The 22,899-nt window shown below is 66.0% G+C and carries 20 protein-coding genes; 7 read left to right on the plus strand and 13 right to left on the minus strand.

Translation table 11 applies throughout. The features are described 5' to 3' along the window. Positions 1–42: 42 nt before the first annotated feature. The 11 genes from IHE49_RS11825 to cutA all read right to left on the minus strand — a co-directional run bounded on the left by IHE49_RS11825 (position 43) and on the right by cutA (position 9,657). Positions 43–330, minus strand: a complete 288-nt coding sequence (locus tag IHE49_RS11825) for a helix-turn-helix domain-containing protein (RefSeq protein ID WP_192158076.1) — start codon at positions 328–330, stop codon at positions 43–45. Positions 331–488: 158 nt separating this feature from the next. Continuing rightward, entirely contained in the window at positions 489–1,343 is an 855-nt protein-coding gene (locus tag IHE49_RS11830) for a zinc-ribbon and DUF3426 domain-containing protein (protein WP_192158079.1), read from the minus strand. 344 nt (positions 1,344–1,687) lie between these two features. Then, the gene (gene prmA, locus IHE49_RS11835; RefSeq protein WP_192158081.1) at positions 1,688–2,587 is read right to left on the minus strand and encodes a 50S ribosomal protein L11 methyltransferase; all 900 of its coding nucleotides are present in this window, start codon (positions 2,585–2,587) and stop codon (positions 1,688–1,690) included. Continuing rightward, entirely contained in the window at positions 2,588–3,022 is a 435-nt protein-coding gene (locus tag IHE49_RS11840; protein ID WP_192158083.1) for a hypothetical protein, read from the minus strand. Positions 3,023–3,042: 20 nt separating this feature from the next. Then, a complete protein-coding gene (gene accC / locus IHE49_RS11845; protein ID WP_192158225.1) occupies positions 3,043–4,407 on the minus strand; it encodes an acetyl-CoA carboxylase biotin carboxylase subunit in 1,365 nt (454 codons plus the stop codon). 21 nt (positions 4,408–4,428) lie between these two features. Next, positions 4,429–4,884 carry an acetyl-CoA carboxylase biotin carboxyl carrier protein gene (gene accB, locus IHE49_RS11850; protein WP_192158085.1) on the minus strand — a complete coding sequence of 152 codons (456 nt, stop codon included), beginning with the start codon at positions 4,882–4,884 and terminating at the stop codon, positions 4,429–4,431. A gap of 58 nt (positions 4,885–4,942) precedes the next feature. Further along, on the minus strand, positions 4,943–5,386 hold the full coding sequence (aroQ, locus tag IHE49_RS11855) for a type II 3-dehydroquinate dehydratase (RefSeq protein WP_192158087.1): 444 nt from the start codon (positions 5,384–5,386) through the stop codon (positions 4,943–4,945). Between the two features lie 203 nt (positions 5,387–5,589). Then, entirely contained in the window at positions 5,590–6,117 is a 528-nt protein-coding gene (locus IHE49_RS11860; RefSeq protein WP_192158089.1) for a TlpA disulfide reductase family protein, read from the minus strand. Continuing rightward, positions 6,114–8,297 carry a protein-disulfide reductase DsbD gene (locus IHE49_RS11865; RefSeq protein ID WP_192158091.1) on the minus strand — a complete coding sequence of 728 codons (2,184 nt, stop codon included), beginning with the start codon at positions 8,295–8,297 and terminating at the stop codon, positions 6,114–6,116. Before IHE49_RS11865 ends, IHE49_RS11860 begins: the two co-directional genes overlap by 4 nt. A gap of 70 nt (positions 8,298–8,367) precedes the next feature. Next, a complete protein-coding gene (locus IHE49_RS11870) occupies positions 8,368–9,264 on the minus strand; it encodes a DMT family transporter (RefSeq protein ID WP_192158093.1) in 897 nt (298 codons plus the stop codon). A 63-nt stretch (positions 9,265–9,327) separates the two neighbouring features. Then, positions 9,328–9,657 carry a divalent-cation tolerance protein CutA gene (gene cutA / locus IHE49_RS11875; protein ID WP_192158095.1) on the minus strand — a complete coding sequence of 110 codons (330 nt, stop codon included), beginning with the start codon at positions 9,655–9,657 and terminating at the stop codon, positions 9,328–9,330. A gap of 237 nt (positions 9,658–9,894) precedes the next feature. Here cutA and groES point away from each other — a divergent pair, with 237 nt between their 5' ends. Next, entirely contained in the window at positions 9,895–10,188 is a 294-nt protein-coding gene (gene groES, locus IHE49_RS11880) for a co-chaperone GroES (RefSeq protein WP_049623107.1), read from the plus strand. A 101-nt stretch (positions 10,189–10,289) separates the two neighbouring features. Then, on the plus strand, positions 10,290–11,933 hold the full coding sequence (groL, locus tag IHE49_RS11885; RefSeq protein ID WP_192158097.1) for a chaperonin GroEL: 1,644 nt from the start codon (positions 10,290–10,292) through the stop codon (positions 11,931–11,933). Between the two features lie 193 nt (positions 11,934–12,126). Here the strand turns inward: groL and IHE49_RS11890 are convergent, their stop codons facing one another. Further along, a complete protein-coding gene (locus IHE49_RS11890) occupies positions 12,127–14,034 on the minus strand; it encodes an LTA synthase family protein (protein WP_225578398.1) in 1,908 nt (635 codons plus the stop codon). 198 nt (positions 14,035–14,232) lie between these two features. On the opposite strand from IHE49_RS11890, the gene glnE reads away from it, so the two are divergent. From glnE to IHE49_RS11910, 4 genes are all read left to right on the plus strand, one after another. Then, positions 14,233–17,085 carry a bifunctional [glutamate--ammonia ligase]-adenylyl-L-tyrosine phosphorylase/[glutamate--ammonia-ligase] adenylyltransferase gene (gene glnE, locus IHE49_RS11895; protein ID WP_192158099.1) on the plus strand — a complete coding sequence of 951 codons (2,853 nt, stop codon included), beginning with the start codon at positions 14,233–14,235 and terminating at the stop codon, positions 17,083–17,085. A 109-nt stretch (positions 17,086–17,194) separates the two neighbouring features. Then, the gene (locus IHE49_RS11900) at positions 17,195–20,185 is read left to right on the plus strand and encodes a ligand-binding sensor domain-containing diguanylate cyclase (protein ID WP_192158102.1); all 2,991 of its coding nucleotides are present in this window, start codon (positions 17,195–17,197) and stop codon (positions 20,183–20,185) included. Between the two features lie 44 nt (positions 20,186–20,229). Then, positions 20,230–20,430, plus strand: coding sequence for a hypothetical protein (locus IHE49_RS11905; RefSeq protein ID WP_192158103.1), 201 nt, complete (start codon positions 20,230–20,232; stop codon positions 20,428–20,430). 46 nt (positions 20,431–20,476) lie between these two features. Next, complete coding sequence (locus IHE49_RS11910; protein ID WP_192158105.1) at positions 20,477–21,028, plus strand: hypothetical protein; 552 nt, start codon at positions 20,477–20,479, stop codon at positions 21,026–21,028. 51 nt (positions 21,029–21,079) lie between these two features. Here the strand turns inward: IHE49_RS11910 and IHE49_RS11915 are convergent, their stop codons facing one another. Beyond that, entirely contained in the window at positions 21,080–22,045 is a 966-nt protein-coding gene (locus IHE49_RS11915) for a mitochondrial fission ELM1 family protein (RefSeq protein ID WP_192158106.1), read from the minus strand. Between the two features lie 152 nt (positions 22,046–22,197). Between IHE49_RS11915 and IHE49_RS11920 the strand changes: the two genes are divergently transcribed. Then, entirely contained in the window at positions 22,198–22,779 is a 582-nt protein-coding gene (locus IHE49_RS11920; protein ID WP_192158108.1) for a YceI family protein, read from the plus strand. Positions 22,780–22,899: the final 120 nt, after the last annotated feature.

Genomic DNA, 22,899 nt, shown 5'->3' on the forward strand with positions numbered 1-22,899 from the left:
TCGGGGAGGCGGCCGGGATTTGGACGGCCAAATGCACGCTGATTACAGCAGCCCGTGCGCGGCCAGTTTCTTGCGCAGCGTGGCGCGGTTGATGCCCAGCGCCACGGCGGCGCGGCTCTGGTTGCCGTCATGGAACGCCAGGACTTCGCGCAGCAGCGGGCCTTCCACCTCGTGGATCACCAGTGCGTGCAGCCCCTCGCCGCAGTCCGCATCGCCGAGGTCGGCGAGATAGCGGCGCACGGTGCGGCTGACGCATTCGCCAAGCGCACTCTGCGAGGCGACCGGACGGGTGGCCTCGGCGGTTGGCAATCTCACGGCGTTCACTGACATTTCCCTCTGTACGTCTCGCGCGGCTGCGTGGGCCGCTGTTCTGATGGCCTTGCACGACCGCGTGGGCGATCGCCCCGTGCATGCCATCGGCAGTGCGCGGGGCGGAGAAGTCTACCCGTCCGGAACGCGGATTTTAAGTGCCGTGTCTGTGCGGTGCGCTATTCGAAATCAAACTGGTAGGCAACCGCTGCGTCGCCGGGATCTTGCACTTCCAATACCAGTGCCGTGGTGGCGCCGGGCGCGAGCCCCTGGCGCAGTACGACCGGGTCATCGAGATAGTCAGTGGGCAGCAAACGGCGCATCGACAGCCGATGGCCCTGCGCATCTGACAGGGTGACCACCACCACAGGCCAGGGTTGGGCGAACGCAGCGTCGTTGCGCAGACTGAGGCTGATCATCAGCGCCTGCGCGGCATTGGGATGCGTTTCGACGTTGCTGGCGAGCAGGTGCAACTGCTTTGGCGCAGCCACGAGCGGCAGGCGGCAGCCGAGCATGTCGCAGGCGCCACGCAGCCAGCTGCCGATGAGTGGGGAGCGAACCAGGTCATTGCGATCGATCCATGCCACTTCCCCCGCGAGCGCAATGGTGAGCGCCGTGCAGACCAGCACCCATGGCCAACGCCGTTGGTGGTCGGCGGTGCGCGGCCCGCGGTGTTTCCTTGCGGCTCGTGACGGTTTGCGTTTGCGCGCCTCCTTCGCGAAACGCGGCGCGAATACCAGCTGCGAGAAGTCTTCCGAGTTCGCGGCGGCAGGAGATGTTGCCTCCGCTACCACGGCAGGTTCCGGCGCAGGGCGCTGCGGGCGATACACCACCAGCTCGATGCGCGGCGGCGCCAGTGCCTGCTCGTTCACCGGCATTTCCTGAAAGGGTTCCGGCGGCAATTGCTCGCTGAGCGTGGCGAGACTGTCGAAACCGGCACCACAGTGTCCGCACAGTACGTAGCCGTGCGCCTGCACCAGCGCCTGCGCGCCGAGCGAGAACACGGACAGGCATTCGGGGCATTGTGCGTACATGTGGTGCGTCGCGTTGAACGAGCCGCAAGCTTAGCAGGGGATGCACGAGAGCCTGTTCACCCTCTCCGCGTGGCCCGCGCCGGGAACTGTCTGCGTGCAGCTCAAGGAAGGAACGAGGGTACGCGGGGAGAGTTCATGCAGGGACTCGGCCTTGAGGGGCGGACGCCCGTCCACGACCGGGTGATGACGCAGACATGCGGTCGAACAGGGGCGGCCCGTCGGGTTGCCTTGCCACGGCTGTCGTGAGGCAGCGTGCGGCTTCGCCCGATAGCCAGGCGCCACACGCTATCTCCTGACGGCCACGGCAAGGCTGCACGGGCTGCGTGGAGGCAGTGAACAGGCTTTTAGCCGCGACGATGCCCGCTGATGCGCACCCAGCCTTCGTGCACGTCCACCCGCAACGCATCGAACCATTCGGCGTAGCGTGCCAGCAGTTCGTCCTGTTGCCCGTCGAGGATGCCGGAGATCGCGAACGGTGCGCCGGGCTTTGCCGCCGCCGCGAACGCGGGCGCGAGTTCGCCCAGCGGACCGGCGAGGATGTTCGCCACGAACACATCGGCTGCAGCCCTGGGTTCGTCGCCCGGCAGATAGACGTCCAGATGCTTCGCCACGCCGTTGCGCCCAGCGTTGTCGCGCGAGGCAAGTAGTGCCTGCGGGTCATTGTCCACGCCCATCGCGTGGATGGCGCCCAGCTTGAGCGCGGCGATGGCGAGGATGCCCGAGCCGCAGCCGTAGTCGATCACGGACTTGCCGGCGAGATCGAGCCCGTCCAGCCATTCCAGGCACAGCGCGGTAGTCGGATGCGTACCACTGCCGAAGGCGAGGCCAGGGTCGAGGCGCACCACCACGCGTTCGTCGTCGGTCGGCGGCTCGATGTTCCATGGATAGATCCATAGGCGCCGGCCGAAGGACATCGGCTGGTACTGGTCCATCCACACGCGCTCCCAGTCCTGGTCTTCCACCACGCGGAAGTCCAGCTGGTCGGGCTCGAGCCACGGCAGCAATTCGCCCAGCGCGGCGGCGAGGCCGCGTTTGTCTGAGTGTTCGTCGAACAGTGCGTTCAAGGTGATCGTGGGCCACAGCGGCAATTCGCCCACGCCCGGCTCGAAGATCGCCTGCTCGTCCGGCGTCTCCGCATCGGCATCGCGCAGCGTGATCGACAGCGCGCCGAGATCCTCCAGCGCTTCCTCCACGCGAGGTTGCTGTTCGAGGCGGGTGGTGAGGGAGAGTTCGAGGAAGGGCATTTACGAGGCGTCGCTGGATGGTTGGCGATTCATGTGTGCCATGAAGGGTGGATCTTCGAGATAGATGTGGTCGGTGATGTGGAACACCTCCTTGATCAAGGGGTGCGCCAATGCTTCATCACGATCGAGCATGCGACCAAGAATGTTCGTTTCGTGCCATGGCGATTCATCCGCATTGCAGACACGGACGCCATCCGCGCGAAGCTCAAGGGCAAACGCCGTGCGTTGCGAGGGCGTGCTGCCTTCTTCCCAATCTCCGAGGCTTACTGCGGCGACGGCAGGCGTTTCCGGGTGGCCTTCGGTGAATCTGACGTAGTAAACGGCATGGGCATCGCCATCATTGGACACGAACCTGATCAGATGCACCGTGCGATTGCCGCAGCATTCGCACGGTGCGCCCAGGGAAGGCTCTTCAAATTCAATGCTGAGGGCCATGTCGCCGTTGTCTGATGGTGTTAGTGCGCGGGCGATTTGTCCTTCTGCTCCGCCATCCGCTTCTCGAGGTAGTGGATGTTCTGGCCGCCATGCTGGAAACCCACGTCGGCCATGATGCGCTGCTGCAGCGGGATGTTGCATTTCACGCCCTCGATCACCGTCTCGGCCAATGCCAGGCGCATGCGGGCGATGGCGGTGGCGCGGTCGGGGCCGTAGACGATCAGCTTGCCGATCATCGAGTCGTAGTTCGGCGGGATCGTGTAGCCGTCATACAAATGGGTATCCACGCGCACGCCGGGGCCACCCGGTGCCTCGAAGCGCTTCACCGTGCCGGGGCAGGGCAGGAAGCTGTCCGGGTCTTCGGCGTTGATGCGGCACTCGATGGCGTGGCCGTTGATCTTGATGTCTTCCTGGCGGATCGACAGCTTCTCGCCGCCGGCGATCAGCAACTGTTCGCGCACGAGGTCCACGCCGGTGATGAACTCGGTTACCGGGTGCTCGACCTGGATGCGCGTGTTCATCTCGATGAAGTAGAAGCGGCCGTTCTCGAAAAGGAATTCGAAGGTGCCGGCGCCGCGATAGCCGATGCGCAGGCAGGCTTCCACGCAGACCTTGCCGATCTGGGCGCGCAGTTCCGGGGTGATGCCGGGCGCGGGCGCTTCTTCCACTACCTTCTGGTGGCGGCGCTGCATCGAGCAGTCGCGCTCGCCGAGGTGGATGGCGTTGCCCTGGCCGTCGGCCAGCACCTGGATCTCCACGTGGCGCGGGTTCTCCAGGAATTTCTCCATGTAGACCATGTCGTTGCCGAAGGCCGCCTTGGCCTCCTGCTTGGTCATCACGATGGAGTTGCCCAGGTGCGCCTCGGTGCGCACCACGCGCATGCCGCGGCCGCCGCCGCCGCCCGCGGCCTTGATGATGACCGGGTAGCCGATTTCGCGGGCGATGCGCAGGTTTTCATCGATGTCGTCGCCCAGCGGACCGCCCGAGCCGGGCACGCAGGGCACGCCCGCGGCCTTCATCGCCTTGATCGCCTCCACCTTGTCGCCCATCAGGCGGATCACGTCCGCGGTGGGGCCGATGAAGATGAAGCCGGATTTCTCTACCTGTTCGGCGAAGTCGGCGCGCTCGGACAGGAAGCCGTAACCCGGGTGGATGGCCTGGGCGTCGGAGATTTCCGCCGCGGCGATGATGCGCGGGATGTTGAGGTAGCTCTCCGCCGACGGCGCCGGGCCGATGCAGATGGCTTCGTCGGCGAGGCCGACGTGCTTGAGGTTGCGGTCTGCGGTGGAGTGCACCGCCACGGTCTTGATGCCGAGACTGTGGCAGGCGCGCAGCACGCGCAGGGCGATTTCGCCGCGATTGGCGATGACGACTTTTTCGAGCATGGGCATGTTGGCTCAGCCGGCTCAGGCAATCACGAACATCGGCTGGTCGAATTCGACCGACTGGCTGTTCTCGACCAGGATCGCCTGGATCGTGCCGGATACGTCGGCTTCGATCTGGTTGAACATCTTCATCGCCTCGATGATGCCCAACGTCTCGCCGGCCTTTACCTGCTGGCCGACCTTTGCCAGCGCCGGGGCGCCAGGCGTGGCGGAGGCATAGAAAGTGCCGACCATCGGCGCCTTCACTACGTGGCCGGCCGGCAGAGCGCTGGCGGCAGGTGCGGCTTCGGCGGCGGCGACTGGCGCGGGGGCCGCCGGAGCGGCGGCTACCGCGATCGGTGCCGGGGCAGCCAAGGCTACGCCGCCCTTGGGCACGCGCGACAGGCGCACGACTTCTTCGCCTTCCTTGATTTCCAGTTCCGCGAGGTTGGATTCCTCGAGCAGGTCGATCAGCTTTTTGATCTTGCGCAGATCCATGGGATGGCCTTCATGTCATGGGCCGCCCTTGGGCGGCCGGAAAGGAAAAGGGGCAGTTTCAGCGTGGCGCCAGCCGGGCGACGACAGCGTCCAGTGCCAGGCGGTAGCTGTCGGCGCCAAAGCCGCAGATCACGCCGATCGCGATGTCCGCCAGGTACGAGTGGTGCCGGAACCGTTCGCGGGCGTGCACGTTGGACAGGTGCACCTCGATGAATGGGATCGCCACCGCAGCGAACGCATCGCGCAGCGCAATGCTGGTGTGGGTGAATGCGCCGGCGTTGCACAGGATCATCGCCACCTGCTCGTCGCGTGCCTGGTGCACACGGCCGATCAGTTCGTGCTCGGCGTTGGACTGGAACCATGCCAGTTCATGACCGGCGGCCTGCGCCTGCGCGGCCAGCCGGCCGTTGATGTCGGCCAGCGTGTCGCTGCCGTAGATGGTCGGCTCGCGTGCGCCCAGCAGGTTGAGATTGGGTCCGTGCAGGACCAGGATCTTGGCCACGCCATGCCTTCGACGACGTCCGGACGACCCGGAACGGGGCGCAGTGTGCGCGCAGTTGCTGATGTTGTCCAGTTCGGCGCAGATCGGCGATGTTCAATGGAGAAGTGCGTCACTCACCGTGCGTTCGCGTATGCGCGGGAGTGGCTCTTGCGGTCATGCCTGATCGCGAAGGTCAACTGGGTGGCCGTCCATGACCGTACTTTTCACCTGAGCCATTGATCGAGCGTGGCGGCATCCAGCGGACCGCGATGCGTGGCGATCACGCATCCATTGGCGTCGATCAGCGCGCTATATGGAAGCATCTCGTCGTTGTCGCCCCATAACAGTGATGTGCTTGGCGGTGCCATCCGGCCGAGCAGGACAGGGTAACGCACAGGATGATCGGCCAGAAAGGCACGAACATGCGCGGGATCATCCATGGCGATTCCCAGCACGATGCTACCGTTTTCGCCGAACTTGGCCTGGACGCGATCCAGCGCCGGCAGTTCATCCAGACAGGGCCCGCACCAGCTTGCCCAGAAATTCAGCAGCACGCGGCGGCCGCGGTAATCCGCCAGGGCATGGGGGCGGCCCTGCAGATCCGGCAGTTCAAGCCGGGGTGCTGGCTCGCCGGCCTGCGCCACTGTCACTCCGGCCGGCACATGCGCCAAGCGGCTCTCGTGTTGCAACCAGCCGCCAAGTGCTGCGGCCAGCACCGCCGCGACCAGGATGACGAGGTTGTCGCGGCTCAATGCGCCGCCTCATCCAGTGCCCGCTGCACCAGCGCGGTGGTCAGCACCGTCGGCAGTTGGCGACCCTCGCCGCCGCCCTCCGGGAACACCACGTACAGCGGCACGCCCGGCGAATGGTAGTGCTGCAGGAAGGCGGTGATCGCCGGGTCCTCGTTGGTCCAGTCGCCCTTCATGTAGACCGCACCGTCGCGCTTGAGCGCGTCATGGAATGCAGTGCCATCCAGCACGGTGTGCTCGTTGGCCTTGCAGGTGATGCACCAGTCGGCGGTCATGTCCACGAACACGGGCGTGTTGGCGGCGCGTAGTTCGGCGAGCTTCGCCGAGCTGTACGGCACGGTGCCCTGCTGTGCCGTCGCGGCATTCGTCATGGGTGGCAACTGCACCAACAGATACAGCGGCGCGGCGGTCAGCACTACCAGCAGTGCGGTCAGCACGTGATGCAACAGGCCGCGCCCGCGGCTGCGCTCGAACCACCACAGCGCCAGCGCCAGCAGCACCAGGGTCACCAGCAGCAGCCCCACGGCGTCGGCGCCGCGCTGGTTGGCCAGCACCCAAGACAGCCACGCCGCCGTGAGATACATCGGGAAAGCCAACACCTGCTTCAGCGTTTCCATCCAGCGGCCGGGTTTCGGTAGCCAGCGCGCCAGTGCGGGGATGTAGGCAATGGCGAGGAAGGGCAGGGCCAGGCCCACGCCCAGCATGAGGAAGACCAGCAACGCGTGCGCGGCTGGCGCGGCGAAGGCATAAGCCAACGCGCCACCCATGAAGGGGGCGGTGCAGGGGCTGGCCACCACCACGGCGAGCACGCCGGTGAAGAAGTCGCCGGCCACGCCGCCGCGATTGGCCAACGTGCTGCCCGTGTTGCCCAGCGAAGCGCCGAACTGCACCACGCCGGACATCGACAAGCCCAGCGCGAAGATCACGCAGGCCAGCACCGCCACCAGCAGCGGCTGCTGCAGCTGCGTGCCCCAGCCCAGTGCATGGCCAGCCGAGCGCAACACGAGGATGCCGCCGCCCAGCGCAAGGAAGCTCGCCAATACGCCGACGGTGTAGGCCAGCGCATGACGGCGGCGCAGTGCAGGAGTTTCGCCGCCTTCCAGCAAACTCACCGCCTTGAGCGAGAGCACCGGCAGCACGCAGGGCATCAGGTTGAGGACGAGGCCGCCGCCCAGCGCCAGCAACAGCGCGACGAGCAAACTGCTCTGCAACGGACCAGAGGGTGTGCTTGTGCCGGATGTAGTAACGCCTTCGACCGCCGCACCGCTGGCGAGGTCGAGGGTGGCGTCGCGCGTCATCAGCGGATAGCAGACGCCGCCGTCCTTGCAGCCGAGGAAGCTTGCTTCCAGCGTCACTTGCTTGTGGCCAGCGGTATCGCCTTCGATGGCTACCGGTAACGCGAGGTCGCCGAAGTACACCGTCACCGTGCCAAGCTGCGCGTCCTGATGCTGCACGCCGCCCGCTGGCCACGCGGGTGTGGCCAGCGTCAGGCCATTGGCGTCCTTGAGCTTGAGCGAGATGTGGTTTTGGTAGACGTAGTAATCCTTCGGCATCGTCCAGCGCAGCAGCAGGTGGTGTGCGTCCTGCGCCAGTGCGGAGAACTTGAAGGCTTGCTCTTGCGGCAGTGGATCGGACGAGGTGTCGTTCCCGTTTTCTCCGATCTGCTGCAATGCGTTGCCCAGCGAGGTGCCCGCGGCAGGCGTCGGGGCGGTAGCAGGTAATGGCAGGTCAAGCTGCTCGGTATGCGGGGGATAGCAGATCTTCGGCTCCACTTCGTGGCAACCCTGGTACTGCACGCTGAGCACGAGATGGGTGGTGCCTGGTGCCACCGTATAGGGAATGCTGGCGTCGACGGCGTGGTGGTAGGTCTCGACCGGGCCGAGATAGGGGTCGACGTGCTTTTCGCCAGGCGGCAGCTGCGCTTCGCCCAGCGTGATGCCCGGGCCGGCGGTGAACTTCATGCGGCCGCGATAGAGGTAGTAGTCCTGCGCGATGACCCAGTGCAGCTTGAGCGTGCCGGGCGTGCTGGCATCGGTGCTGAGCTTGTAGGCCTCGGTCACCGGCAGGATGTTGTCTTCCTGTGTCTGCGCAAACACGGCAGGCGCCAGCATGCACCCCAGGCCAAGCAGCAGGAGGGCCAGAATCGGCAGTCGGGCGGCCATGCGGCTGATGATGAAGCGCATCGTGATTCCAGATGTGCAGCGGGGAAAGCCATTATGGATCATGCAGAGCGGGCTTCCGCGCGCTGCGGCTTCATGTCTCCCCGGTGGCCAGCGCAGGAGCCTTGCGGCGCGCGCGGACCAGCCCGGTGGTGAGCGCCGTGCCCAGCAGCACCACCGCGCAACCGCCAAGCATGCGGGCACTCACCGGTTCGCCCAGCAGGAGCGCGCCCCAGAGCACGCCAAACGCCGGTATCAGATAAGGAATGACCATGATCCGTACCGCGCCGACCCGCGCCAGCACCCAGAAGAACAGCACATAGGCCAGCGCGGTGCACAGCACGGCCAGCCCGGCTGCCGCGAGCCAGGCCTGCGGCGGCGGAGCCTGCACGGGCCAGAACAGCACCGTTGGCGGGAGCAGCAGGAGTGCGGCGACCATATGGCTCCCGACTGTCACCACCAGCGGCGTCACTTTGGCCAGGCGCAGGTGCGTGTAGTGCACCACGTAGCCGTACAGCGCGGTGGCCGCCACGCCGGCGAGCAGCGCCGCGCCCGCGCCCGGCCCCAGCGCGAGGCTGCCCTCGGCCAGCCAGACCACGCCGGCAAAGCCGACCACCAGGCCGGCGCTGCGCCAGGCGTCCAGCCGTTGGCCCAGCCACAGCCAACCGACCAGGGCGGCGAACATGGGCGTCATGCCGTCGATGATCGAAGCCGTCCCCGCGGGCAGGCTGCGGGTGGCGAAGGTAAACAGCGCGAAGGGCAGTGCCGAATTCGTCAAGCCGACGACAGCGATCGGCCACCAGTGCGCGCGCCATTCCGCCCGGCGCTGGCGCGAGGCCAGCAGGGGCAGGAAGCACAGCGCCGCGCCGATGGCGCGCAGGCCCGCCAGCGGCAGCGCGCCGAAGGCGCTGGCACCCATCCGCATGAACAGGAACGAGCCACCCCACAGGGCGCCCAGCGACAGCAATACGGCGTAGTCGGTCTTCTTCATCAGGGTTGGGTCGGGATGGCTGGGAGATGGCCGAAGTCTGCCGGGTGCAGCTGACAAGGGCTGTCAGCAGTCTTCGGTCGCGCCATGCACCCAGTCCAGATAGGCCGCGTGGCCACGGTCGACCGGCAGCGCGATCAGTTCTGGTAACTCGTAGGGATGCAGTTCCAGCAGCCGCGCTTTGAGCGCGTCAAAGCGTGCGACGGTGGTCTTGATGAGCAGCAGCTCCTCGCCGTCGGTGTTCACTTCTCCCTGCCAGCGGTAGGTGGAAAGCACCCCCGGCACGCGGTTGACGCAGGCGGCCAGCCGTTCCCCCACCAGTGCCTCCGCCAGCTTTTGCGCGCTGACAGCGTCGGGGCAGGTGCACAGGCAGAGCAGGATTTCGGGGGCGGTCATGGCGGCGGGCGACGGATCGGACAATGCACGGTAGCAGAGGCCTCTTGAAACCCGCGCCTGTCCGCCCCATCCGCTGTTCCAAGGCTTGTACCTGCCGATCCGGGCCCGCCACCACTTGCGGGTGAGGGGCTTGAATCGCCAGAATTGGCACTCATCTTCGTCGAGTGCTAACAGCAGGCCACGAGCCAGCCTGTCAGTCCTCAACTCTTTTCATCACCAAAAGCTTGGGAGCCACCCATGAGCAAACTGCGTCCGCTGCACGACCGCGTCATCGTCAAGCGCCTGGAAGAGGAGCGCGTCTCCGCCGGCGGCATCGTCATCCCCGACAGCGCCACCGAGAAGCCCACCCGCGGCAAGGTGATCGCCGCCGGTACCGGCCGCATCCTGGAAGACGGCAACGTCCGCCCGATGAGCCTGAAAGAAGGCGACGTGGTGCTGTTCGGCAAGTACGCCGGCCAGGAAATCAAGATCGACGGCGAAGAGCTGGTCTTCCTGAAGGAAGACGACATCGTGGCGGTGATCGAGGGCTGAGCGCGCCCATCGCGCTCGCCCGTTGTCTAGAGCTTGCTTCGGCAACGCTTTCGAAACGACAGACCCTTTCCTTATTTCAAAATTTTTGAGGCAAAAATTTTATGGCCGCTAAAGAAGTCCGCTTCGGCGAAGACGCCCGTTCGCGCATCCTGAAGGGCGTGAACACGCTCGCCAATGCCGTCAAGGTCACCCTGGGCCCGAAGGGCCGCAACGTCGTGCTCCAGAAGAGCTTCGGCGCCCCCACCGTCACCAAGGACGGCGTGTCCGTGGCGAAGGAAATCGAGCTGGCCGATCCCTACGAGAACATGGGCGCGCAGATCGTCAAGGAAGCCGCTTCCAAGACCTCCGACAATGCCGGTGACGGCACCACCACCGCCACCGTGCTGGCGCAGGCCTTCATCCGCGAAGGCATGAAGGCCGTTGCCGCGGGCATCAACCCGATGGACCTGAAGCGCGGCATCGACAAGGCCGTGACCGCTGCGGTCGGCGAGCTGAAGAACCTCAGCAAGCCCACCGCCGACGACAAGGCGATCGCCCAGGTCGGCACCATCTCCGCCAACTCCGACAGCGCCATCGGCGACATCATCGCCACCGCGATGAAGAAGGTCGGCAAGGAAGGCGTGATCACCGTCGAGGAAGGCTCGGGTCTGGACAACGAGCTGGACGTGGTCGAGGGCATGCAGTTCGACCGCGGCTACCTGTCGCCGTACTTCATCAACAACCAGCAGAGCCAGCAGGTCGAGCTGGACGACCCCTTCATCCTGCTGCACGACAAGAAAGTCTCCAACGTGCGCGAGCTGCTGCCGATCCTCGAAGGCGTGGCCAAGGCCGGCAAGCCGCTGCTGATCGTGGCGGAAGAAGTGGAAGGCGAGGCGCTGGCCACCCTGGTGGTCAACACCATCCGCGGCATCGTCAAGGTCGCCGCCGTCAAGGCGCCGGGCTTCGGTGACCGCCGCAAGGCGATGCTGGAAGACATGGCCATCCTGACCAACGGCCAGGTCATCTCCGAAGAAGTGGGCCTGCAGCTCGAGAAGGCGACCATCGCCGACCTCGGCCGCGCCAAGAAGGTCGTGGTCACCAAGGAAAACACCACGATCATCGACGGCGCCGGCGAAGCGGCGAAGATCCAGGCCCGCATCGGCCAGATCAAGGCGCAGATCGAAGAGACCTCGTCGGACTACGACCGCGAGAAGCTGCAGGAGCGCGTGGCCAAGCTGGCCGGCGGCGTGGCCGTCATCAAGGTCGGCGCGGCGACGGAAGTCGAGATGAAGGAAAAGAAGGCACGCGTTGAAGACGCCCTGCACGCTACCCGTGCGGCGGTGGAAGAAGGCGTGGTGCCGGGCGGCGGCGTGGCGCTGATCCGTGCGCTCAAGGCCGTCGAGAACCTGAAGGGCGACAACGAAGACCAGAACCTCGGCATCGCCATCACCCGTCGTGCACTGGAAGCTCCGCTGCGCGAGATCGTCTTCAACGCCGGCGGCGAGTCCAGCGTGATCGTCAACCAGGTCAAGGAAGGCAAGGGCAACTACGGCTACAACGCCGCCACCGGCGAGTTCGGCGACATGATCGAGTTCGGCATCCTGGACCCGACCAAGGTGACCCGCTCGGCCCTGCAGTACGCCTCCTCCGTGGCTGGCCTCGCCATCACCACCGAAGCGATGGTGGCCGAGCTGCCGAAGAAGGAAGAGCACAACCACGGCGGCGCCCCCGGTGGCATGGGCGGCATGGGCGGCATGGATTTCTGATGCCCTCGTCCGCGCCATCGTCCCCGATGGCGCGGATCAGACAGCGGCCGTCCTGGCTGCACTGCTCAGGAAGGGCAGCGCGATACGAAAAACCCGCCTTCCCGGCGGGTTTTTCTTTGGATTGACTCGATGGCCTGCGCGGGATGGCGACTGCGGCGTAGTTGCGCCGGGCAAGCCTCACTCAGACCGAATCTCAATGCGCAGTCTGCGCTCCGCTGCCAGTCGCCGGCACGGTTGCCACCGGGGTCGGGCTGGTCGCGGCGGCTGGCGTCGGCGCAGGCGATGCTCCCAATGCCTTTGCCAGCAATGGCTGCAGCTTGCGGCTCATCCGCAACTGCTCGACGCTGGCCATGGACTGATCCAACTGCCGGGTCGCGTCGTCTTCGTCGGGTTGCGGGGCGCCGGGAGCGCGGGTGAGTGCGGCGAGTTGCGGGCCGAGTTGCTGGGTAAGCGCGTAGTAGGCGTCGTCGTGGATGCCGGCGGCGGTGAGCAACAGGCCGGGCATCAGCCACGCGGCCGTGTCCTCGTGCACGGGCGGAGCCGTGGTGCTGCGCGGATCGACCAGCAGCCATGTGCCAGGTTGCGCGAGCATGTCGCCGCCGTCGACGAAGCCGTCCGTGCGATAGACGTCGGTGAGCGCGGGCAAGTGGTCGCCGTAGAACAACAGCAAGGCAGGGCGCTGGCGCTTGGCGAGCGCCGCCGCGAGACGTCCCAGTTCCTGGTCGGCGTGCTGCATGTGGTAGATGTAGTTCTGCAGCGCGATCTTGTCCTTGCCCTCGATGCCAGCGGGCACCGCGATGGCGTCGCGCTCGGCGATGTTTTTCGGATCCACGTCGTAAGGGCCGTGCGCCTCGATGCTGATGGCGAAGATGAATTGCGGCGGCCCGTTGTCCTTGAGCTGGCTCAGGATCTCGTCGGTCATCGCGCTGTCGGCCATGTACTTGCCGTCGTTCGGCGCGTCGCGCGGAAAGTCGGCCTGCGACACGAAGCGTTGGAAGCCCAATGCCTTGAACGCGGTATTGCGGTTCCAGAAGGTTGGATCGTTGCCGTGCACCGCCACCGTTTCGTAGCCGTGCTCGTCGAGCACATGGACGAGGCTCGGTACCTGCTTGCGGCCCATCTGCAGGTAGGGAAACTGCAGGTTGTCGAAGTAACGCAACGACAGCCCGGTGAGCATCTCGAATTCGGTACGGATGGTGCCGCCGCCGAAGGTGGGCACGTGCAGCGCGCCACTGGTGCCGTGCGCCGCGAGCTGGCGAAGGTTGGGCGTGAGGTCGCTGTGCGCGTAGCCGTTGGTGGTGCTGGGATCGAAGAACGATTCGCTCTGGATCACCACGATGTCGGGCAGCACGGCGGCATTTGGCATGCCGATGCGTTGGCGCAGCGCATGGACGGACTGGCTGATCAGTTGCTCGGCCACCACGCTGTTGGGTTTGGGTTTGTGCAGGTTGTACTGCAGGTCGAACATCACCAGTTCGCTGAACAGGCCGGCATGGTCGCGGGTCGATGCGGCCGACCATGGCTCCATCCAGAGCACATGCCCGTTGTAGACCTTCGCCCAGCCGATCCAGCCGGCGAGCAGGCTGCCGAGCAACAGCGCCAGTGCCCCACCCGCCGCGAGGCGCTTGCCACCGGTACGGCGCTCGAACAATGGCGGTTCCAACCGCCATGCTGCCACCAGCACCAGCACGGCCACGACCATCACCAGGTACGGCCATGGGCTGTGCGGCAGGTAGCCGGCGAGAAGATGCGCGCCACCCTTGCGCAACTGGCCCACCATGCGGAAATCCGCCGGCAGCAGCGGGGTGCCGAGATTCGCCATCTTCAGCCTGTTGATGCCGTAGACCAGCACCTCCAGCAGGTAGGCCAGCCCAAACGACAACAGCAGACGACGCGTCGTCACCAGCAACAGGCCGACAACCAGCAGACCGGGCCACGCATTCGCGAACAAGAAGCGCGGCTGATCCAGGATGCGCAGCGGCAAGACGCCCTGGCCGCCGTCGAGCAGGCCGGTGAGCAGCACGAACAGCAGCGCCATCGCCAGCACCACGACGATGCGCAGAATCATGCGGCGAAGGACGGGGGCGGCGGATGAGGTCATGGCTGAATCGCGGACTCGGTTGTCATGGAGCGGGTGGTTTGTGAGAGCGAGCGATTTTCGCAGCCAGGGGCAGGACCGCAACAAAAAGGTAATGGGGACGACATGAATCGATTGTTGCCCGGGAACGTCTTCGCGCAACGTGCCGAGGCGGCAGACCGTGTACCGGCACGCTCGCCTTCGCTGCGGCACAATTCAGGGATGCCTCACGAATCTCCCGCCCTGCGCGCCCTGGTCGACGACCGTTATGCTGAACTGGTGGCGCGCTGTCGCGCTGCCGGCGTGCCGTTGCATGACGATGCGGGCGTGGCCGAGCGCATCCGCCGCACGCTGGCGGCCAGCGATTTCGCGTTCGAGGCATGGCGCGCCCAGCCCGCACTGCTGTCGCCTGCGGGGCTGGAACGCCTGCGTTCGAATGCCGATGCCGCGACGCGCATCGATGCCCTGAAGTTGCCGGAGGACGAGACACCGACGCTGGCCGCGCTGCGCCGCTTCCGCCACGCCGAGGCGCTGCGACTGGTGTTCCGCGACGTCAACGGCCTGGATGAGCTGCCGGATACCCTCTCCGCCACCAGCGTGCTGTACGAGGTGCTGCTGGACGTCGCGCTGGGCTGGAGCGAACGCGCTCTGGCCGAACGCTACGGCCAGGCGCGCAGCAGGCAGGGCGAGCGGCAGCGGCTGGTGGTGGTGGGCTTCGGCAAGCTGGGCGGCGCCGAGCTCAACTTCTCCTCTGATATCGACCTTGTGCTGGCCTATCCGCATGGCGGCGAGAGCGACGGCGCCCGCGTGCTCGACAACGGCGAGTACTTCGTGCGGCTGGGACGGCAACTGGTGCGCCTGCTCAACGAGCCGACCGTGGACGGCATCTGCGCGCGCGTCGACCTGCGCCTGCGGCCGTTCGGTAACGCGGGGCGGCTGGCGTTGTCGTTCGCGGCGATGGAGCAGTACTACCAGCGCGAGGGCCGGGACTGGGAGCGCTACGCTTGGATCAAGGCGCGCCCGGTAGCCGGCGATCGCGCCGCAGGCAAGCAATTGCAGGAGCTGCTGCGGCCTTTCATTTACCGCAAGTACCTCGATTACACCGCCTTCGCCGGCCTGCGCGAGATGAAGGCGTTGATTGATGCGGAAGTGGCGCGCAAGGAGCTTTCCGACAACCTGAAGCTTGGTTCCGGCGGGATTCGCGAGATCGAATTCATCGTGCAGCTCGTGCAGTTGATCCGCGGCGGGCGCGAGCCCAGCCTGCGCGTGCGCGGCTTGCTGTCTGCGCTGGCCGCGTGCGAGGCGCGCGGCCACATCCCTGCCGTGCGTGCGAAGTCGCTGCGCGCCGCCTATGTGTTCCTGCGCCGGCTGGAGAACCGCGTGCAGATGCTGCGCGACGCGCAGACCCATGACGTTCCCGATGACGCGTTGAGCCGGGAGCGCATCGCCTTCGGACTGGGTTGGCCCGCGTGGGATCCGCTGGCGGAAGAGTTGGCGAAACATCGCGAGATCGTCGCTAACGAGTTTGCCGCCGTGCTGATGCCGCAAGGCGGCCGCGGTGCGCGTATACCCGAGGCTGACGCCGCATTGTGGCAGGCGGCCTGCGCCGGCACGCTGGAGGCCGGCATGCTCGAAGCCAGTGGTTTCACGCCGGGCGCGGAGGTGGCCGATGCGCTCGCCAAGCTGCCGCAGGGCGGAGCGGTGCGTGCCATGTCGGCGCGTTCGCGCGAACGGCTGGATCACCTGATGCCGCAGCTGATCGCCGCCGCGCGCAACAGCACGGCACCCGTGCCTTGCCTGTTGCGCCTGTGCCGGCTTACGCAGGCGGTGGCGCGGCGGTCGTCCTATCTCGCCCTGCTCGAAGAGCAGCCCGCTGCGCGCAAGCGGCTGGTCGCCCTGTTTGCCGACAGCGCCCTGCTTGCCGAGCAGGCCATCGCGCAGCCGTTGCTGCTTGACGATGTGCTCGATCCGCGCATCGACCAGTTGCCATTCAAGCGCGCCGACATCGCCGCCGAGATCGCACGCGTGCTGGCGACGCTCGAAGAGCGTGAGGCCGAAGCGGAGCTGGAGCGCATCAACGAGTTCCAGTCCTCCACCGCATTTCGCCTTGGCCTTGCCTTCAACGACGGCCGGGCCGACGCGGCGGCCACGGCGCGTCGCCTCGCGGCGCTGGCCGAGTCGGTAGTGGGCGCGGTCACCGCGTTGGCCGAGCGTGAGCTGATTGCCCAGCATGGACGCCTGCCCGGGGAGGGCTCCGGCTTTGCGGTGCTGGGCTATGGCAGCCTTGGCGGCGAGGAACTGGGCTTCGCCTCCGACCTCGACCTGGTGTTCGTGTACGACGGCAAGCGTGCGCAGGTGACCAGCGACGGCGCACGGCCCATCGAAGGCGCGCGCTGGTACCAGCGGCTCGCCCAGCGCGTGATGAACTGGCTTACGGTGCCTACCCGCGCGGGCCGCCTGTACGAAGTGGACACGCGGCTGCGTCCCGACGGGTCCAAGGGCCTGCTGGTCGGCAGCCTCGACGCCTTCATCGCCTACCAGCAGAGTCGGGCGTGGACATGGGAGCACCAGGCTCTGTTGCGTGCCCGCCCGGTGGCCGGCGATGCCGCGCTGGGCGCGGCCTTGGCTGCGGTGCGCCGCAACATTCTCGGCGTGCCCCGCGAGCCGGCCCGCGTGCTGGCCGAGGTGAGCGAGATGCGTCGTCGCTGGCGCGCCGAGCGCGACCGCTCCGACGCGATGAACCTCGACCTCAAGCAGGGGCGCGGTGCGTTGCTCGACATCGAGTTCGTGCTGCAGGGACTGGTGCTGGCACATGCGTCCGACAAACCTGCTTTGCTCGGCGCCACTTCCAGCACGGCCTTGATCGAGGCTTGCCGAGCCGCGGGTTTGCTGGATGCCAACCAGGCCGCGATCCTCGCCGTGGCGCATGCCGAACTGCTGCGTCGTGCATTGGCCTGCACGCTCGATCTGCGCCCGCGCATCGCGCCGCGCGATACGGAGCTGGAGCAGTTGCGTGCCAGCGTTGAGGCGGTCGCCGATGCGCAGGGTTTCGCATTCTCCGGGGCTGCCGGCTAGGTTTGTCGGCCGCTGGAGGCGCTTGTCTGGGGCCGCGCCAGCAGGGCAATATCGCAGCCGGGTCGACAATGTCATTCAAGGGGATGGTTTTGCCGGCCGAAGGGGTTGCATGGCACGGGTGTCGCACGTGGTGCTGTTGGCGGTGCTGGGCTGCATATCCGGTATGCGGTCGGCAGCGGCATTGAGCCCGCATCTGCCGATCCACGCCATGACCACCGACCACTGGAACGTCGAGCAGGGCCTGCCGCAGATCACCGTGACGGGCATCGCCGAGGACCGCGCCGGCTTCCTGTGGGTCAACACCCAGGCCACCGTGGCGCGTTTCGACGGCAAGCAGTTCGTCGCGTTCGACCGTGCCGCCACCGGCATTGATACCAGCATGCTCACCGCGATCTGGGCCGACCCGCAGGGGCAGGTCTGGTTTGGCGGCGCACGTGGTCTATTGCGCGAGCAGCAGGGGCATTTCACCGCGCTGGGCGGAGATGCCGTCAACGCGATCATCGATGCAGGCGATGGCACGCCGCTGCTGGCTACCTCGAACGGCCTGGCCCACCTGCGCGCTGGGCGTATCGTCGCGGTGCCGGGTTACCGCGGGCCGGCCTTCAGCCTGCTGCGCGATGGTGCGACTTTGTGGGTGGGCGGATTGGGGCGCGTGTGCCGCGTCGTCGCCAAGCCCGATTCGCCCGGTGCAACCTGCATCGCCCTGGACGCGGGCCATGCCCAGATGGAGGTCATGCAGTTGGCTTCCAACCGGGGCCACCTGTGGCTGGGCACGCGCACCGGTTTGCTGCGCTTGGATGGCGACCGCATCGTCGCCGCGGGACTGGGCAACGAGCTCGACACCACGTCGATCGAAAGCCTGCTCGCTGATCGCAACGGCAACCTGTGGATCGGCACGGTGCCGGGACTGTATCGACTGTTGCCTGACGGCGTGCTCGAGGAGGCGGCCGACGATGACATCGCACCCAAGCCCTGGGTGCATGCGTTGCACGAGGACCGCGACGGCAACCTGTGGCTGGGTACGCACACCAACGGTCTGTATCGCATCTGGAACGGGTGGACGCATCGCGTGTCGTCACGCGACGGGCTGGCCGATCCGCTGGTGTGGAGCGTGGCCCGCGCGCCGGACGGAAGGATCGTGCTGGGTACCAATTCCGATGTCGAGATCTATGACGGCCATGGCGTGCACCCTTGGATCGCCGGCAACCGGTTGCCTAACCCTTCCGCCTATGAGCTTTACTACGACCGCCACGGCCGGCTGTGGGTGGGCACTCGCGGCGGCATCGCGGTTTTCGATGGGGCGCGCGACATTACCCCGCCGGCCTTGTCCGCGTTGGCCAGCCTGCAGATTGACGATGTGCGTGAAGTCGCCGACGACGATGTGTGGATCGGCACGACCGGCGGGCTGTATCGCTGGCATGCGGGCCGTCTCGACCGCCTCGATGCCGGATCGTCCGCGCCGGCATCGATCATCCGCTCGATCCTGCCGCTGACGCCCGATCATCTGTACTTCGGCACCGAGGATGGCGTCCGCGAATGGCGCGATGGAAAACTGGTGCAACCTGCGTGGGCCGAGCCGCTGCGCGGACACTTCGTGTCGCGCGTGGCCCTGTTGGGACCGGGGTTGCTCGGTGTCGCCACTACCGACGCGGGCGTCGGCGTCGTGGCCAACGGTTCGTTGCGCATGACTACCCAGAAGGACGGTTTGCCTGGCGACAACGCATGGTCGCTCGACGTGCTGGGGGGAAACCTCTACGCCGGCACGATCAACGGCGTGTGGCGGTTGCCGATGGCGCAACTGCCGATGCCCGGTTCGCCCGGGGGCAACGTGGTACCGCAGCAGCTCGCCGGTGAGCAACGCCTCACGCGGCTGCGCGGTTCGCATTGCTGCAATGGCGGTGGCGGCGCACGCAGTCTGGTGATTGGCGCCACCGTCTGGTACAGCACCACGGACGGCATGCTGGGCATCGACACGCGTGCCCTGATCGAGCCGCCGAAGCCGCCGGACGCGAGAATCGAATCCGTCGAGCGTGGTGGCCGCTTGCTTCCCGCCGGCGCGCTCGATCTGACTGACGGTTCGCGCGACCTGGTCATCCATTACACCGCACCGTATCTGCATGTGGGCGAGCTGCATTTCCGCTATCGGCTGGACGGCTACGACACCGACTGGCAGGAAGTGGGTGCGCGCCGCGCAGCGTTCTATACGCATCTGCCGCCGGGGAAATACCGTTTCCGGGTTGCCGTATCGCTTCCCGGTGCGTCGGGCTTCGGTCGCGAGGCGGACATAGCGATACGGATCGAGCCGCGCTGGCACGAGCGCATCCTGGTGCGTGTCGCCGCGGTACTCCTCGCCGTGTTGGTGATTGCCCTGCTGGTGGTATGGAACCAGCGTGCGCAGCGCCGGCGCAGTGCCCAACTGGAGATGGAGGTCGAACGCCGCACCGCCCAGCTCGCGCGTGCGGTGGAGCGTTTGCGCGTGGCCAACCTGGCGCTGGCCGAAGAGAGCCACACCGACGCGCTGACCAAGCTGCACAATCGGCGCTACCTGCTGCGCCTGCTGCCCGGGCTGCTGGCGAACCACCGTCGCATCGGCGTGCTGCAGATCGATATCGACTACTTCAAGCAGGTCAACGACAACTATGGCCATGCAGCGGGCGACGCCGTGCTGCGTGCGCTGGGCAGCTTGCTGCTGAAGTCGCGGCGCATCGACGACATTGCGGTGCGTTGGGGAGGCGAGGAGTTCCTGCTGCTGCTGCCCGGTGCCGAAGTGGTCGATGCGCAGGAGGTCGCGGGGCGCCTGTGTCGCGAAATCGCCGAACAGGATTTCGCCGATGGCCGCGGTGGCAGGATCCGGTTGACCGGCTCCGTCGGCTTCAGCCAATACCCCCTGGCCGCGCACCCGGACAGCGGCAATTTCGACGCCGTGCTCGAGCTGGCGGACCTTGCGCTGTATCGCGCCAAGCAGGACGGTCGCAACACCTGCGTGGGATTGGTCGCCACCAGTCCGCTACTGCCGGAAATCCTGGCTCATCCCATGGCGCCGCAGATCGGCGCCCTGGTCGCCGCGGGGCGTTTGCGCTGGGTGCGTGCGGAGCGCTGAATAGGCTATCGGATCGGATTGTCGCGATGGCGAAGCATGCGTGCATGCAGTTCTGTCGCGAGGCCGGGTTGTTGGATGCCAATCAGGTCGTGATTCTCTTCATTGCGCATGCCGAACTTCTGCTCCGCACGCCGGCCCGTATACTCGACCTAACTCTGCACATCGCGCCGCGCAACACTGAATTGAAAGCGTTGTGCGGTGAAGTGATGTATGTGACGCAGGCGTTGGGCTTCGCGTTTGCGTAAACTGCGTCTCGGTCGGAGTTTTGAACCGAGCAAGGACGGGGGATTTGTGACGCTGCAAATGTTGAATGGTAAGCCTATTGATGTCGCACGCAGAGGTCGCTGGTGTTCTTTGGGGTTCCTTTTTCTCAGCCTGTTCTTCGTCTGGCGTACTTCGCAAAAAATTGATCAAAATGCCTATGTCTTGAAATATCACTCGATAACGCAGGGCGTGATTACTTATGAGCTTCTTTCCGGGAGAGGAGCGCCGTCCATGGGCTATGCGTACAAAGTCATGGGCGAGAAATATAGTGGTGTTACAGATCCGGACGTTGTGCCTGGTTGCCGGCAAAAGTCTTGCGTGGGAAATGCGATAGAAGTTTCCTATTCGACAGAGCATCCGGGCTGGAGTTTTGCAGGGGAACTGAATCGGCAGCCGAATTTTTACGCCTCTGTCGCCATGAGTTGGGTGTTTGCAGCATTTGGGTTAATCGGTTGGGTAGTGTCGCAATTTTATGTTGTGCGTTTAAAGAGATTGGAAGATATACAAAATGTACCTGTGGTAATGAGCAGGCAGCAAAGGCGTGCATTGGAAAGAAGCGATAAAAAGCTTCATAAGTGAAGCTGCGAGAACGTGTCGGGGCACACTTCCATCGCTGTGGCTTTCTGAGTTTCATCGGCCGGACATGCACCGCTGCAACTCCGCAGCTATCGCCGCAGTTTCGCGCAGCGGCGACTGGCGCATCGGCGCGACAACATCGAGATCATGCAGCAAGCCGCGTCCGCGCAGGGCGTGGTGGAATCGCGCCAGCTTGTCCGGCAACGCGGCGACGACGTGGGTGTGCACGGCGCAGCCCACGGCGCAGGACTCGCTGAGCATGTTGACGGAATCGGGCGTGACCACCAGCCGGTCGGCCCAGCCCAGCACGCCTGGATAGGGGTTGCGACCATCGTCTGGGCCGGCCCACACCAGTCCAGGCACGTCGGCCAGCGCCTGGCGGAAGACAGCCAGTGCCTCCGGCGGCGTGCGCCGGGAAGCGAGCGCCAGCAGGCTGCCGCCTTCACGCCGGTGGCGGGCGAGCAGTTGCGCGGCGAGTTCACACGCGTAGTCCGTACCAAACGCGAACTGCTTGCGCGTGCCGCCCAGCAGCACGCCCACACGCGGCTGCGGCATTTCCTCGAAGGCGGGGCAGGCGTCGCGGCCATCGGCCAGCCACGCATCGTTCACGGGATTCAGTGAGCCGAGCGGCACCAGCACGTTGGGGCCATTCAATTGATCGTGGGACGGTGCGATCACCGTGTCCCAGTGGACGGGGTCGATGCGCGGATCGAGGATCTGCACGGTATGGCATTGCCCGTGCGCGAGTCGCCGCAGCATGCGGGTGAACAGCGCCGTGGCACGCCCGCAGCCGATGGCCAGTCGCGGCCATGGTGGCGCGAACTGCGCGCGCTGCCCGGCCGGCAAGGCCAGCGTGCCCCCCAGCGTGAAGCGCGGCGACAGCCACGACCACGGTGCGCGCGGTTCCAGCACCAGGTGCCGCACCGGCATGCCCATCAACTCGGCCAGCGCCAACGCCTGCCGCTGGTTGCCGGCAGCGGCGTCGGTGATTGCCCAGCACTCGTTTCTCAACAACGACATGCGGCGATTGTTTCCCGTGCGTACACGCTGCGTTGCGCCTGTCTGCGTTTATCGGCAGGCAGCTTGCCCATAAACTGGTGCAGCATAACGGCGAACGGCTGGCTTCCGGCCGACGCCTTCTTTCCCTACTGCTACTGCCGCGGAGAACTCACATGCGCATGTTTCGTTATCTCTTGATCGCGGGCCTGCTTGGCGCCGCGGTTGCTGCCCAGGCCAGCCCGGTCAGCTACAAGATGGATCCTGGCCACACCATGGTGCTGTTCAGCTGGAATCACTTCGGTTACTCCAACCCCACCGCCAACCTCGGCTTGGGCGAGGGCACGCTGGTGTTCGACCAGCAGGATCCGTCGAAGTCCTCGGTGGACGTGACCTTGCCGCTGAGCGGCCTCGACACCCATGTGCCGGCGCTGGACAAGCATCTGAAGGAGGCCGATTTCTTCGATGCTGCCAAGTACCCGGTGGTGACCTTCAAGAGCACCGGCGTGGTGCCGGTGGATGGCACTCACTTCAAGGTGACCGGCAACCTGACCGTGCATGGCGTCACCAAGCCGGTAACGCTGGATGCGACGCTGAACAAGATTGGTCCGCATCCGATGATGAAGGTGCAGGCCATCGGTTTCGACGCCACCGCCACGCTGAAACGCTCGGATTTCGGCATGGGTGCCTATGTGCCTATGGTGAGCGACGAGATCCAGGTGCATATCACCACCGAGGCCGAAGTGCCGAAGCAGTAATTCCTCCAGCGGAAAGACAGGCCCGCGTCGGTGACGGCGCGGGCTTTTTGCTACCGCCATTCAGACGGGCCCGTCTGGCCACCATCGGCGCGATCCCGGAAATGCTTCCGGCAAATTTTG

This window comes from Rhodanobacter sp. 7MK24, assembly GCF_014842995.1.
GTDB lineage: Bacteria > Pseudomonadota > Gammaproteobacteria > Xanthomonadales > Rhodanobacteraceae > Rhodanobacter_A.

What these genes read in the sequence shown, in the direction of transcription:
- groES (WP_049623107.1), top strand. Translation starts at nt 9,895, where the DNA reads ATGAGCAAACTGCGTCCGCTGCACGACCGCGTCATCGTCAAGCGCCTG.
- glnE (WP_192158099.1), top strand. Translation starts at nt 14,233, where the DNA reads ATGCCTCACGAATCTCCCGCCCTGCGCGCCCTGGTCGACGACCGTTAT.
- cutA (WP_192158095.1), bottom strand. Translation starts at nt 9,657, where the DNA reads ATGACCGCCCCCGAAATCCTGCTCTGCCTGTGCACCTGCCCCGACGCT.
- IHE49_RS11900 (WP_192158102.1), top strand. Translation starts at nt 17,195, where the DNA reads ATGGCACGGGTGTCGCACGTGGTGCTGTTGGCGGTGCTGGGCTGCATA.
- IHE49_RS11865 (WP_192158091.1), bottom strand. Translation starts at nt 8,297, where the DNA reads ATGCGCTTCATCATCAGCCGCATGGCCGCCCGACTGCCGATTCTGGCC.
- IHE49_RS11840 (WP_192158083.1), bottom strand. Translation starts at nt 3,022, where the DNA reads ATGGCCCTCAGCATTGAATTTGAAGAGCCTTCCCTGGGCGCACCGTGC.
- accB (WP_192158085.1), bottom strand. Translation starts at nt 4,884, where the DNA reads ATGGATCTGCGCAAGATCAAAAAGCTGATCGACCTGCTCGAGGAATCC.
- prmA (WP_192158081.1), bottom strand. Translation starts at nt 2,587, where the DNA reads ATGCCCTTCCTCGAACTCTCCCTCACCACCCGCCTCGAACAGCAACCT.
- IHE49_RS11890 (WP_225578398.1), bottom strand. Translation starts at nt 14,034, where the DNA reads ATGACCTCATCCGCCGCCCCCGTCCTTCGCCGCATGATTCTGCGCATC.
- IHE49_RS11905 (WP_192158103.1), top strand. Translation starts at nt 20,230, where the DNA reads ATGCAGTTCTGTCGCGAGGCCGGGTTGTTGGATGCCAATCAGGTCGTG.
- IHE49_RS11915 (WP_192158106.1), bottom strand. Translation starts at nt 22,045, where the DNA reads ATGTCGTTGTTGAGAAACGAGTGCTGGGCAATCACCGACGCCGCTGCC.
- groL (WP_192158097.1), top strand. Translation starts at nt 10,290, where the DNA reads ATGGCCGCTAAAGAAGTCCGCTTCGGCGAAGACGCCCGTTCGCGCATC.
- IHE49_RS11830 (WP_192158079.1), bottom strand. Translation starts at nt 1,343, where the DNA reads ATGTACGCACAATGCCCCGAATGCCTGTCCGTGTTCTCGCTCGGCGCG.
- accC (WP_192158225.1), bottom strand. Translation starts at nt 4,407, where the DNA reads ATGCTCGAAAAAGTCGTCATCGCCAATCGCGGCGAAATCGCCCTGCGC.
- IHE49_RS11920 (WP_192158108.1), top strand. Translation starts at nt 22,198, where the DNA reads ATGCGCATGTTTCGTTATCTCTTGATCGCGGGCCTGCTTGGCGCCGCG.
- IHE49_RS11870 (WP_192158093.1), bottom strand. Translation starts at nt 9,264, where the DNA reads ATGAAGAAGACCGACTACGCCGTATTGCTGTCGCTGGGCGCCCTGTGG.
- IHE49_RS11825 (WP_192158076.1), bottom strand. Translation starts at nt 330, where the DNA reads ATGTCAGTGAACGCCGTGAGATTGCCAACCGCCGAGGCCACCCGTCCG.